The sequence below is a fragment of the Streptomyces sp. PsTaAH-137 genome (assembly GCF_003259365.1).
In the GTDB taxonomy this organism is placed as follows: domain Bacteria; phylum Actinomycetota; class Actinomycetes; order Streptomycetales; family Streptomycetaceae; genus Streptomyces.
Genome location: NZ_QLLY01000019.1, coordinates 12,389 through 24,892, shown reverse-complemented (window position 1 = coordinate 24,892; position 12,504 = coordinate 12,389). Strand labels below are relative to the sequence as shown.

12 protein-coding genes are annotated in these 12,504 nt (G+C 70.7%); 7 read left to right on the top strand and 5 right to left on the bottom strand.

The features are described 5' to 3' along the window. Positions 1 to 37 precede the first annotated feature (37 nt). Both K377_RS32970 and K377_RS32965 read right to left on the bottom strand, forming a co-directional pair. A complete protein-coding gene (locus K377_RS32970) occupies positions 38 to 535 on the bottom strand; it encodes a DUF1990 family protein (protein ID WP_111667277.1) in 498 nt (165 codons plus the stop codon). Then, the gene (locus K377_RS32965; RefSeq protein WP_111667276.1) at positions 532 to 1,974 is read right to left on the bottom strand and encodes a gamma-aminobutyraldehyde dehydrogenase; all 1,443 of its coding nucleotides are present in this window, start codon (positions 1,972 to 1,974) and stop codon (positions 532 to 534) included. The genes K377_RS32970 and K377_RS32965 overlap by 4 nt, the downstream gene beginning before the upstream one ends. A 164-nt stretch (positions 1,975 to 2,138) precedes the next feature. Here K377_RS32965 and K377_RS32960 point away from each other — a divergent pair, with 164 nt between their 5' ends. From K377_RS32960 to K377_RS32930, 7 genes are all read left to right on the top strand, one after another. Further along, positions 2,139 to 2,657 carry an Lrp/AsnC family transcriptional regulator gene (locus K377_RS32960; protein WP_111667275.1) on the top strand — a complete coding sequence of 173 codons (519 nt, stop codon included), beginning with the start codon at positions 2,139 to 2,141 and terminating at the stop codon, positions 2,655 to 2,657. After that, the gene (locus K377_RS32955) at positions 2,642 to 4,024 is read left to right on the top strand and encodes an aspartate aminotransferase family protein (RefSeq protein WP_111667274.1); all 1,383 of its coding nucleotides are present in this window, start codon (positions 2,642 to 2,644) and stop codon (positions 4,022 to 4,024) included. Before K377_RS32960 ends, K377_RS32955 begins: the two co-directional genes overlap by 16 nt. 179 nt (positions 4,025 to 4,203) lie before the next feature. Then, the gene (locus K377_RS32950) at positions 4,204 to 4,983 is read left to right on the top strand and encodes an ABC transporter ATP-binding protein (protein ID WP_111667273.1); all 780 of its coding nucleotides are present in this window, start codon (positions 4,204 to 4,206) and stop codon (positions 4,981 to 4,983) included. Next, positions 4,965 to 6,125, top strand: coding sequence for a hypothetical protein (locus K377_RS32945; RefSeq protein WP_111667272.1), 1,161 nt, complete (start codon positions 4,965 to 4,967; stop codon positions 6,123 to 6,125). The genes K377_RS32950 and K377_RS32945 overlap by 19 nt, the downstream gene beginning before the upstream one ends. A gap of 70 nt (positions 6,126 to 6,195) precedes the next feature. Beyond that, positions 6,196 to 6,603, top strand: a complete 408-nt coding sequence (locus K377_RS32940) for a VOC family protein (protein ID WP_111667271.1) — start codon at positions 6,196 to 6,198, stop codon at positions 6,601 to 6,603. Positions 6,604 to 6,652: 49 nt separating this feature from the next. Beyond that, positions 6,653 to 7,804, top strand: coding sequence for an LOG family protein (locus K377_RS32935; protein WP_111667270.1), 1,152 nt, complete (start codon positions 6,653 to 6,655; stop codon positions 7,802 to 7,804). 138 nt (positions 7,805 to 7,942) lie between these two features. Further along, positions 7,943 to 8,629 (top strand): LAETG motif-containing sortase-dependent surface protein, encoded by a 687-nt coding sequence (locus tag K377_RS32930; RefSeq protein WP_181512701.1) that lies wholly within the window; start codon positions 7,943 to 7,945, stop codon positions 8,627 to 8,629. An 81-nt stretch (positions 8,630 to 8,710) separates the two neighbouring features. Here K377_RS32930 and K377_RS32925 read toward each other — a convergent pair whose 3' ends face one another. The 3 genes from K377_RS32925 to K377_RS32915 are packed head-to-tail and all read right to left on the bottom strand — an operon-like array spanning position 8,711 to position 12,497. Continuing rightward, positions 8,711 to 9,751 carry an ABC transporter ATP-binding protein gene (locus tag K377_RS32925; protein WP_111667269.1) on the bottom strand — a complete coding sequence of 347 codons (1,041 nt, stop codon included), beginning with the start codon at positions 9,749 to 9,751 and terminating at the stop codon, positions 8,711 to 8,713. Beyond that, a complete protein-coding gene (locus K377_RS32920; protein ID WP_111667268.1) occupies positions 9,751 to 11,436 on the bottom strand; it encodes an iron ABC transporter permease in 1,686 nt (561 codons plus the stop codon). The genes K377_RS32925 and K377_RS32920 overlap by 1 nt, the downstream gene beginning before the upstream one ends. Then, positions 11,412 to 12,497 (bottom strand): thiamine ABC transporter substrate binding subunit, encoded by a 1,086-nt coding sequence (locus K377_RS32915; RefSeq protein WP_111667267.1) that lies wholly within the window; start codon positions 12,495 to 12,497, stop codon positions 11,412 to 11,414. The genes K377_RS32920 and K377_RS32915 overlap by 25 nt, the downstream gene beginning before the upstream one ends. Positions 12,498 to 12,504 lie beyond the last annotated feature (7 nt).

The following is a 12,504-nucleotide window of genomic DNA, read 5'->3' as shown; positions in this document are numbered from 1 at the left end:
CACGACGAAAGCCGCACCCGACCCTGGACAGAACCCCCTACGGCGCGTCGGCGCAAGCCCGCACGACAGCCCGCAGATACCGCCGGGTCACCCACAACTGCACCCCGCGGGCCACCGGTCCCCCGACCCGCACGAACCACCGCCCGGGCCGCGAGAACGCCCGTACCCGGAACCACACCGAACCGTCGGCGTCGAGCTCGACGACGAACGCCTCCTCGCCGCACTCCGGATGCCCGCGCAGCGTCCCGTACGCGAACCCGATCCGGTCCGCCGAGCGCACGACCCGCACCACCCGGCAGGGAATCCGCAGGAGCGGCGCCGAGACGACGACATCGACGCCCTCCTGAGCCGGTCCGTCCGGCGTCACGGTGAAGCCGGCGCCCCGGTGCGCCGCCCACGAAAGAACCGCCGCGCCCGCCCGCTCGAAGCATTCACTGCCCGAGCCGAGACGGACGCGGCGGTCCATGTGGGCGTACCCCGACGGAAGGTGACCGTCCGTCAGGGTCGCGCCGACTTCCTCGTAGGTGAGGTTCACGCGTCCAGCGACGTCATGACGTGCTTGATGCGGGTGTAGTCCTCGAAGCCGTAGCCGGAGAGGTCCTTGCCGTAGCCGGACTTCTTGAAGCCGCCGTGCGGCATCTCGGCGACCAGCGGGATGTGGGTGTTGATCCACACGCAGCCGAAGTCGAGGACCTTGGACATCCGCATGGCGCGGCCGTGGTCCTTGGTCCACACCGAGGACGCCAGCGCGTAGTCCACGCCGTTGGCGTACGAGACGGCCTGCTCCTCGTCCGTGAAGGACTGGACGGTGATGACCGGGCCGAAGACCTCGTTCTGGATGATCTCGTCGTCCTGCTTGAGGCCCGAGACGACGGTCGCGGCGTAGAAGTAGCCCTTGTCGCCGACCCGGTGGCCGCCGGCCTCGACCTTGGCGTGGGCCGGGAGGCGCTCGATGAACCCGGAGACCTGCTTGAGCTGGTTCGGGTTGTTCAGCGGGCCGTAGAGCACGTCCTCGTCGTCCGGCTGACCGGTCTTGGTCTCGGCGGCGATCTTGGCGAGCGCGGTGACGAACTCGTCGTGGACCGACGCGTGGACCAGGACGCGGGTGGCGGCGGTGCAGTCCTGCCCGGCGTTGAAGTACCCGGCCTCGGCGATGCCCTCGGCGGCCTTGGCGATGTCGGCGTCCTCGAAGACGACGACGGGGGCCTTGCCGCCCAGCTCCAGGTGGACCCGCTTGAGGTCCTTGGAGGCGGACTCGGCGACGGCCATGCCGGCCCGCACGGAGCCGGTGATGGACGCCATGGCCGGGGTCGGGTGCTCGACCATGAGGCGGCCCGTGTCGCGGTCGCCGCACACGACGTTGAAGACGCCCTTGGGGACGATGGAGCCGATGATCTCAGCGAACAGGACGGTCGAGGCCGGGGTGGTGTCCGACGGCTTCAGCACGACCGTGTTGCCCGCGGCGAGGGCCGGGGCGAACTTCCACACGGCCATCATCATCGGGTAGTTCCACGGCGCGACCTGGGCGCAGACGCCGATCGGCTCGCGGCGGATGATGGAGGTCAGCCCCTCCATGTACTCGCCCGCGGAGCGGCCCTCCAGCATGCGCGCGGCGCCCGCGAAGAAGCGGATCTGGTCGACCATGGGCGGGATCTCTTCGGACCGCGTGAGTCCGATCGGCTTGCCCGTGTTCTCGACCTCGGCCGCGATGAGCTCCTCGGCCCGCTCCTCGAACGCGTCGGCGATCTTGAGGAGGTAACGCTGGCGCTCGCCGGGGGTCAGGTCGCGCCAGGCCGGGAAGGCGGCATCGGCGGCGGCCATGGCGGCGTCGATGTCGGCCTGCCCGGACAGCGGCGCGGTCGCGTACGCCTCGCCCGTCGCGGGGTTGACCACCTCGGTGGTCCGTCCGTCGGCGGCGTCCCGGAACTCACCGTCGATGTAGTTCCGCAGACGACGCAGCTCACTGGTGCTCACTGCCGGCCCTCCTGAGTAGCTGTCCAAGGCTTGAGACACCCACCCTAATCCGTTCACCGACGTTTTCGACACCCCCCGCCACCCCGGACCTACGAAATCCGTGAGTATTGAAGACGTAAACAACGAATTTCATCGATCCAGGGTTGCGAAAACGACGAGTCCTCATGCACAGTGAAGTCGTGGCCAGTCGCAGCGCAGACCCCAAGGGATCCAGTTCGAGGAACGGCAGCGGCGCCCCGTCGCTGGACTCCGTCTCCCTCGCGATCATCGAACAGCTCCAGGAGGACGGCAGGCGTCCGTACGCCGCCATCGGCAAGGCCGTGGGCCTGTCCGAGGCGGCCGTGCGCCAGCGCGTGCAGAAGCTGCTCGACCAGGGCGTGATGCAGATCGTCGCCGTCACCGACCCGCTCACCGTGGGATTCCGGCGGCAGGCGATGGTCGGGATCAACGTCGAGGGCGACCTGGATCCCGTGGCGGATGCGCTGACGGCCATGCCGGAGTGCGAGTACGTCGTGATGACCGCGGGCTCGTTCGACCTGATGGTGGAGGTCGTCTGCGAGGACGACGACCACCTTCTGGACGTCATCAACAAACGCATCCGGGCCCTGCCCGGCGTGCGCTCCACCGAGAGCTTCGTCTACCTCAAGCTCAAGAAGCAGACCTATATGTGGGGAACCCGATAAGCGTGAGCACCAAGGACCTCAGCCAGAGCGCGTACGACCACCTGTGGATGCACTTCACCCGCATGTCGTCGTACGAGAACGCGCCCGTTCCCACCATCGTGCGTGGCGAGGGCACCTACATCTACGACGACAAGGGCAAGAAGTACCTCGACGGCCTCGCGGGCCTGTTCGTGGTCCAGGCCGGCCACGGCCGCCAGGAGCTCGCCGAGGTGGCCGCCAAGCAGGCCGCCGAGCTGGCCTTCTTCCCGATCTGGTCGTACGCCCACCCCAAGGCCGTGGAGCTGGCCGAGCGCCTGGCCCACTACGCTCCGGGCGACCTCAACAAGGTCTTCTTCACCACCGGTGGCGGCGAGGCCGTCGAGACCGCGTGGAAGCTGGCGAAGCAGTACCACAAGCTCACCGGCAACCACACGAAGTACAAGGTCATCTCGCGCGCGGTCGCCTACCACGGCACCCCGCAGGGCGCCCTGTCCATCACCGGTCTGCCGGCCCTCAAGGCCCCCTTCGAGCCGCTCGTCCCGGGCGCGCACAAGGTGCCGAACACGAACATCTACCGCGCCCCGATCCACGGCGACGACCCGGAGGCCTTCGGCCGCTGGGCCGCCGACCAGATCGAGCAGGAAATCCTGTTCGAGGGCCCGGAGACGGTCGCGGCCGTCTTCCTGGAGCCGGTGCAGAACGCCGGTGGCTGCTTCCCGCCGCCGCCCGGCTACTTCCAGCGCGTGCGCGAGATCTGCGACCAGTACGACGTGCTGCTCGTCTCGGACGAGGTCATCTGCGCCTTCGGCCGCCTCGGCACGATGTTCGCCTGTGACAAGTTCGGCTACGTGCCCGACATCATCACCTGCGCCAAGGGCATGACGTCCGGCTACTCCCCGATCGGTGCGGCCATCGTCTCCGACCGGATCGCCGAGCCGTTCTACAAGGGCGACAACACGTTCCTGCACGGCTACACGTTCGGCGGCCACCCGGTCTCCGCGGCCGTCGGTCTCGCCAACCTCGACATCTTCGAGCGCGAGGGCCTCAACCAGCACGTGCTGGACAACGAGGCGAACTTCCTCAACACGCTCCAGAAGCTCAACGACCTGCCGATCGTCGGCGACGTCCGCGGCAACGGCTTCTTCTACGGCATCGAGCTCGTGAAGGACAAGGCCACCAAGGAGTCCTTCACCGACGAGGAGTCGGAGCGGATCCTCTACGGCTACGTGTCGAAGAAGCTCTTCGAGTACGGCCTGTACTGCCGCGCCGACGACCGTGGTGACCCGGTCATCCAGCTCTCGCCGCCGCTGATCTCGGACCAGTCCACGTTCGACGAGATCGAGGGGATCATCCGCCAGGTCCTCACGGAGGCCTGGACGAAGATCTGATCTCCCTCCGAGCAACGGCGCAACGGCCCGGCTGCCCCATCCGAGTGAGATGGGAGCGGCCGGGCCGCGTCCTTTTCCCCTGCGGCCCGATGAGATACCTAGCGTGCTCGTGACCGATCGGCCTCGCCTTCGTTCCCTCGTACGGGGGAAGGCAACTGATCTGAACCGAGGTGTACGCCATGGTGGCCCCGCCGGACAACGATGTGCTCTGGGCCCGCGCCCTGCACTTCTCCCACAGCGGCTCGCCCGCGCTCACCGGGGTCTCCCTCGGTGTCCGCGAAGGCGAGATCCTCGCCGTCACCGGCCCGCGCGGTGCCGGGAAGACGACGCTCCTGCAGTGCCTGTCGGGCCAGCTGCTGCCCGACCGGGGCGGGGAGGTGTGGTTCAACAGCGCCCCCGTGCACACCATGGGCCCGCTCGTGCGGGAACGGCTGCGGCGGGACCGGTTCGGCTGGATCGACCCGGAGCCGGTCCTCGTCCCCGAGCTGAACGTCTGGGAGAACACCGCGCTGCCGCTGATGCTGCGCGGCGTGGGACGCCGGCCCGCCAAGACGGCCGCCCACGAGTGGCTGGACCGGCTCGACGTCGGCCAGCTCGCCCGCAAGCGCCCGCACACCCTGACCATGGCCGAGCGCCAGCGCGTCGCCATCGCCCGCGCCCTCGTGCACGGCCCCGACGTGGTCTTCGCCGACGAGCCGACGGCGACCCTGCACCGCGCGGACCGCGCGCACGTCCTGCGCACGCTGACGGCGGCGGCCCGCTCGCACGCCATCACCGTCGTCCTGGCCACGCACGACAACGAGGTCAGCGCGCTCGCCGACCGCACGGTGTCGCTGCTCGACGGGCGCCGGGTCACCACCGTGGACCTGCCGGCAGGCCCGAAGGACCCCAAGGACCCGAAGGACCCCAAGAACATCGAGGAGACGGGGGGCCGGGCCGCGTGCTCAGTCTCCGTCTAGCCCGCGGCGCCCATCCCCTGGTCCAGCTGCGCAGACTCCTGGTGGCCGCCGCGTCGGGCGGCACCGGTTTCCTGCTGCTGTGCACGCTGGGCTACGCGATGGGTCACCCCGACGCCTCCGGCGGCTCCCTGCTCCGGCTCGCCTGGTGCGCGATCCCGCTGGCGGCCACCGTGTACTTCGCGGTCGCCGTGGCCCGCTCCGACCCCGGTACGAAGCCGCGCTCGGGCCTGTCGGCGGTCGGCCTCGGCCCGGCCCGCCTCACGCTGCTCTCGGCGATCTCCACCGCGATCGCCTGCACGCTGGGCTCGATGCTGGCGCTGCTGTTCTTCCTGCACCTGCGGGGCGATCTGTCGGGGCTGCCGTTCGACGGCGCGGCCCGCGACCTGCTCGCCGCGAGCAAGCCGCTGCCGCTGGCCGCCGCGCTGACCCTGCTCACCTTCGTGCCGGTGGCGGCGTCGGCGGCCTCGGCCGTGGTGCTGCGCCCGCGGCCCAGGAAGGCCGGTGAGGCCGAGGAGGAGCAGCGCGAGCCCTCCCCCGCGCCCACCGGGCTGCCCTGGGGCATCGCGCTGCTCGCCGCCGGGCTCGCCGTGGAGACGTACGCCTCGCACGCGCGGGGCGACCGCGGCTTCCCGATGCCGGGCGGCCTCGGCGGCTCCTCCTCGGGGGTGCTGGCCGGCTGGGCGCTGACCGCGCTCGGCCTCGCCCTCGCCGGGCCCGCCCTCACGTACCACTGCGGGCGCGCCCTCCAGGCGGTGCGGCCCGGCGCGGTGCGGCTGCTGGCCGGGCGCGTGCTCCAGGAGGAGGCGCGGCGCATCGGGGCACCGATCGGCGTCCTGTGCGCCGTCGCCTCCGGCACGTACGCGGCGGTCGCCCTGTACGCGGGCAGGGGCCCCGATCTCGGCCCGCTGTCCACGCTCGGCTCGGTGCTGGTCGTCGGCTGCGCCGTCGCCACCCTGGCCACGGCGTCCGTCGAGGCCCGCCAGGCCCGGAAGGACACGCACTCGGCGCTGCTGCGGCTCGGCGCCCCCGCGACGATGCTGCGCGGTGCCGTGGCACTGCGGGCGGGCGCGCTGTTCGCCCTGTTCGTTCCCCTGACCTGGGCCGTGGCGGAACTTTCGGCGATTCCGCTGCTCCCGCGATGAATTTTGCCGCCGTGGTCCGTCTTACTCAGCACAGGGCACGAACCAACTCACCGAAGGCGACGGACACCCCATGTACCAGCAGATGATCTTCGTGAATCTCGCCGTGAACGACCTGGACGCCGCCAAGAAGTTCTTCACGGAGCTGGGCTTCACCATCAACCAGCAGTTCACCGACGAGACGGCCTCCGCCGTGGTCGTCAGCGACACCATCGTCCTCATGGTGATGACCAAGGAGAAGTACGCGGGCTTCACCCACAAGACCATCATCGACTCGACCACCAGCAGCGAGGTGCTGCTGTGCCTGAGCGCCGAGAGCCGCGAGAAGGTCGACGAGCTGGTGGAGAAGGCGATCGCCGCGGGCGGCACCGAGACCGGCGAGAAGCAGGACCACGGGTTCATGTACGGCCGCGCCTTCGACGACATCGACGGCCACACCTTCGAGATCACGTGGATGGACCCGTCGTTCGTCGAGGGCTGATCGACTCCGGATCAACTTCCGGGTGGACGGCGGTGCTTAAGCTGGGCGGATGCCGACACCCACGGAACCCGCCCCGCACAGCATCACGTCCGACCGCGAGATCGAGACGCTCGCCGAGTTCGACCGGGTCGTCGGGGACGCCGGTGGCCTCACCGGACACCGCGTCCAGGCCGTCGACCTGACGGCCCGTACGGCCGTCCTGCTCGACGCGGACGTCCAGGGCGCCATATTCCTCGGCTGCCCGATGGAAGCGGAGGCCGCCGCGCGCGTCAGAGCGCGCGGCGCCCTCGTCTTCCCGCCCGTCCCCGGTCTCCCCTTCGACCCGTACCGCGGTCATGTCTACGCACCCGGAGAGCTCTTCGAGGGCCTGGACACGGACGGCGGGTACGAGGCGACTCCGGACGCCCGCGCCTACGCCTGGTTCCAGCGCACCAAGGCCGACGGCGACGTGTTCGCCTCGATGCTGCGCGCCGTGCACGACGACTCGGTCTCCGACGCGCTCGACGAACTCCTCACCGGGGCCCGGGTGGTGGGCGTCATGGGCGGTCACGCGATGGCGCGCGGCACGGACGCGTACGAGGGCGCCGCCCGGCTGGGCCGGACGCTCGCCCGCGCCGGGCTCACCGTGGCGACCGGTGGCGGTCCGGGCGCGATGGAGGCGGCGAACCTGGGCGCCTACGCGGCCCCGTTCGACGACGCGATGCTCGCCGACGCGCTCCAACTCGTAGCGAAATCACCGTCGTTCACCCCGTCGGTCACCGAGTGGGCCAGGGCCGCCTTCGAGGTGCGCACCCGCTGGCCGGACGGCGGCTCCTCGGTCGGCATCCCCACCTGGTTCTACGGCCACGAGCCGCCCAACCCGTTCGCCTCGCACCTCGCCAAGTACTTCGCGAACGCCACCCGCGAGGACGGACTGCTCGCCCGCTCCAACGCCGGCGTGATCTTCCTGCCGGGCGCCGCTGGCACCGTCCAGGAGATCTTCGACAACGCGACGCCGAACTACTACGAGTCGCGGGGCGAGCCCACGCCGATGGTCCTCGTCGACCGCGCGCACTGGACGGAGAAGCTGCCCGCATGGCCGCTGCTCCAGGCGCTCGCGCGGGGCCGCTCCATGGAGTCACGGATCGCACTCGTCGACACCGTCGAGGAAGCCGGGGAGGCATTGAAACGGATCGCCGGGTCAAGCAAAGGTCAAGACTGACTGCTGTGCCCTGTTTGTGCATTGACGTTGCGTCACGTGCACTTGTAAACGTGAGGTGACCGTGGGGGTCCCGTGGCAGAAGCCGTGTGCTGTCCCACAGTATCCCCTCATCTCCACAAGATCCCGTGAAGGACAACAGTGTCCGTACCCCCCTCCCTTTCCTCCCGTATATCCGGCCGCGCCGGACGTATCGCCGGTGTCGCGTGCGCCGCGACCGTGCTGGCCGTCGGTGCCGCGGGCACCGCTTCCGCGTGCAACATCTCCGAGTTCACCGCTGCGGCGAGCTGCACCGGCGACAAGGGCGTCATCACCGTCACCGACAAGGACAGCTCGGGCACCCCGGCGACCGTCACCGTCTTCCTCCAGTCGAACGGCTCGGAGAAGGAGATCGGTTCGCAGGTCGTGAAGGGCACCCGTGAGGGCGCCACCGTCACGTTCGAAGAGAACTGGGCGCCGAACGCGACGTACCGCATCCACGTCAAGACGGACAAGTACAACGTCGACGAGGACATCAAGGGCGGCGTCACCACGCCCGCCACCGCGTGCGCCACGGAGAAGCCGACCGAGAAGCCGACCCCGAGCGCGACGCCGTCGTCCTCGGCGCCGAGCACCCCGGCCGAGTCGGCCACGCCGAGCGCTTCGGCGTCCACCTCCGAGGCCGCCCCGGCCCCCGCCAACTCGGCCTCCCGGGCCGGTGACTCGAACCTGGCGGAGACCGGAGCCAGCTCCAACACCGGCCTGTTCGCGGGCATCGCGGCGGCGCTGGTCGTCGCGGGCGGCGGCGTGGTGTTCGCGCTCCGCAAGCGTGGCGGCGCGAAGGCCTGATCCGCTTCGGCGGCCGTACGGGGCACCAGCAGCACCGGTGCCTGGTACGGCCGCTTTTGCGTGTCCGGGCCTACGTGCGTTCTAGCCGGCCAGCGCCACGATCTCCCCGGCGTCGAAGGCGACGCCCACCTCGTCGCCCACCTCGGGCGCGTCCCGCAGCGCGCACGCCGCCTCGAGACGGGGCGCGTCGGCCGGTTGCAGGTGCAGCGCGACGTGCGTACCCCGGAAGGTGCGGGCGGCGACGGTGCACGTCAGCTGTGCCTCGTCGGCGGAGACCGGACGCACTCCGGCCGGCCGTACGAGGATGTGACCCGCCCCCTGTGCCGTCCCGGCGGGCACCGGCACCTTGCCCCAGGGCGTGTCGGCGACCTCGCCGGAGACCGTCGCCGCGACGACGTTGTCGAAGCCGAGGAAGCGCGCCACGAACTCGTCGGCGGGCCGCTGCCACACGTCGAGGGGCGTGCCGGACTGGGCGATCCGCCCGTCCCGCATCACCACGACCCGGTCGGCCAGCGCGAACGCCTCGCCCTGGTCGTGGGTGACGGCGAGCACGGTGGTCCCCAGCTCGCCGAACAGCTCCCGGAGTTCGACCACGAGCCGCTCCCGCAGCGAGCGGTCGAGCTGCCCGAGCGGCTCGTCCAGCATCAGCAGCCGGGGCCGCGACGCGAGGGCTCTGGCCAGGGCGACGCGCTGCTGCTCACCGCCGGAGAGCGCGGCGACGGCGCGCCGCTCGGCGCCGGACAGTCCGACGAGGGCGAGCAATTCCCGTACACGATCGGCCTGTTCCGCCTTCGAGGCACCGTGCATGCGCAGCCCGAAGGCGACGTTGCCGCCGACGTCGCGCTGCGGGAACAGCTGGTGGTCCTGGAACATCAGGCCCACGCCCCGCTTGTGCGCGGGCACGCCACGCTGGTCGCGCCCGCCGAGCGACACCTGCCCCGAGTCGAGGTCCTGGAGCCCCGCGACGGCCCGCAGCAGCGTCGACTTGCCGCTGCCGCTGGGCCCGAGCACGCACACGATCTCGTGCTCGGCGACATCGAGGCCGACCGTGTCGAGCACCGGGCGCCCACCGAACCGTACGGTGACATCGCTCAGTTGAAGCAGCGGCGGCGAGGGTGTCATCAGAACTCCCCGGTCGTGGCCTTCGCAGGCCGGATGCGTTCGAGCAGCAGCAGGCAGACGGCGCAGACGAGCATCAGGATCGTCGAGAGGGCCATCGCCTGCCCGTAGTTGAGGTCACCGGCCCGCCCGAGGAGGCGGGCCACGGCGACGGGCAGCGTCGGGTTGTCGGGCCGCGCGATGAACACGGTCGCCCCGAACTCGCCGAGCGAGACGGCGAAGGCGAACCCGGCGGCGACGAGCAGCGCCCGCCGCACCATCGGCAGATCGACCTCCCGCCAGGCCCGCAGCGGCGAGGCGCCGAGGACGGCTGCGGCCTCCCGCAGGCGTCCGTCGACGGCGCGCAGCACCGGCAGCATGGTCCGTACGACGAAGGGCACGCCCACGAGCGCCTGCGCGAGCGGCACCAGGATCCAGGAGGCCCGCAGGTCGAGCGGCGGCTTGTCGAGGGTGATGAGGAACCCGAACCCGACGGTCACCGCGGACACGCCCAGCGGCAGCATCAGCAGCGCGTCGAACCCGCGCACCAGCCGCCCGGCCCGCCGGGTCAGCGCCGCCGCGGCGAGGCCGCCGATCAGCAGCGCGATGGCGGTGGCGGCGAGCGCGTACTCCAGCGAGTTCCCGATGGCGTCGATCGGCGGTACGAGGAAGGTGCCGCCGTCGGACGAGAGCAGCGCCCGGTAGTAGCCGAACCCGAACCCGTCCGCCGTGTCGAACGAGCGCAGGACCAGCACGCCCAGCGGCAGCAGGACCAGCACGACGACGCTCGCGAGGACCCCGCCCAGCAGGGCCCACTGCCCGGCGCCGCGCGGCCGCCCTGCCGTCTGCGTGGCGTCGACGAGCCGCAGGGCGCTCTCCCGCCGCCGCACGGTCCAGGCGTGCACGGCGAGGATCAGCCCGACGGCGGCGAACTGCACGAGGGTGAGCACGGCGGCGGTCGGCAGGTCGAAGATCTGCGCGGTCTGCCGGTAGATCTCGACCTCCAGCGTCGAGAACCCGGGCCCGCCGAGGATCTGCACGACGCCGAACGAGGTGAAGGTGAACAGGAACACCATCAGCGCGGCGGCCGCCACGGCAGGCCCGAGCGCGGGCAGCGTCACCTTCCGCCAGGCGGCGAGGCGCGAGGCGCCGAGCATCCGCGCGGCCTCCTCCTGCCGCGGATCGAGCTGCGCCCACAGCCCGCCCACGGTCCGTACGACGACCGCGTAATTGAAGAAGACGTGCGCGAGCAGGATCGCCCACACCGTGGTGTCCAGCCGCACGCCCCACAGCTCGTCGAGCAGCCCGCCCCGCCCGAGGAGGGCGAGGAAGGCGGTGCCGACGACGACGGTCGGCAGCACGAACGGCACGGTCACGACGGCCCGCAGCACCTGCTTGCCGGGGAAGTCGAGGCGCGCGAAGACATAGGCGCCGGGCAGCGCGACCAGCAGGGTGAGCGCGGTCGACGCGAGCGCCTGCCACACGGTGAACCACAGCACGTGCCGGATGTCGGACTGCCCGAGCACCTCGGTGATCCGCCCGAACTGCCAGCCGCCGCCGACGTGCAGCCCGCGCTCGACGATCGCGACGACGGGATAGGCGAAGAAGACCCCGAAGAACACGACGGGCAGGGCCATGAGCCCCAGCCGCGCCGCGTTCCCGTGGGACGCCTTCCGGCCGCCTGCTACTTCAGTACGAGCGAGGTCCACGACTTGACCCAGTCGTCACGGTGGTCGGCGATCGTACGCGGCGCCATCGTCTCGGGGTCGTCGACCGGCACCGCGTACTTGGTGTACTCGGCGGGCGCGGTGGCGTTCTTCGTCACCGGGTCGACGAACATGTTGAGCGGCATGTCCTGCTGGAACTCCTTGGAGATCAGGAAGTCGATGAGCGCCTGCCCGCCCTTCCCGTTCTTCGCGCCGTCGAGCAGCCCGGCGAACTCGATCTGCCGGAAGCAGGTCCCCTTGGCGACGCCGACCGGCGAGGTCTTGGGCTGCGGGTCGGCGTAGATGGCCTCGGCCGGCGGCGACGACGCGTACGACACGACGAGCGGCCGCTCACCGCCCGCCTTCCTGCCTCCGGCGCTGCCGCTGAACTCCTCGTTGTAGGCCTGCTCCCAGCCGTCGACGACCTTCACGCCGTTGACCTTGAGCTTCTTCCAGTACGCCTGCCAGCCGTCGTCGCCGTACTCGGCGGCCGTACCGAGCAGGAAGCCGAGCCCGGGCGAGGAGGTGGACGCGTTCTCGGTGACGAGCAGGTTCTTGTACGCGGCCTTGGTCAGGTCGTCGAAGGAGGCCGGCGGGGTCAGGTGGTGCTGCGCGAAGTACTTCTTGTCGTAGTTGACGCAGATGCTTCCGGTGTCGATGGGAGTGACCCGGTTCTTCCGCCCGTCGAGCTGGTACTCCCCCTTCACCTCGCTCAGCCCCTTCGCCTTGTAGGAGGCGAAGACGCCGTTGTCGAGGGCGCGGGAGAGCAGGGTGTTGTCGACGCCGAAGAAGACGTCGCCCTGCGGGTTGCCCTTGGACAGGATGGCCTTGTTGACGGCCTCTCCGGCGTCGCCGTCCTTGAGGACCTTGACCCGGTACCCGGACGACTTCTCGAAGTCGGCGAGGACGCTCTTGGAGACGGCCCACGAGTCGTGGCTGACGAGCGTGACGGTCTTGGAGTCGCCGCCGGAGCCCGCGGCGTCCGAGGACGACCCGCACGCGGACAGCGTGACGAGCCCGAGCCCCACCGCCACGGCGACAACCGTGCTGGTCTTCTTGCTCACGTGAATG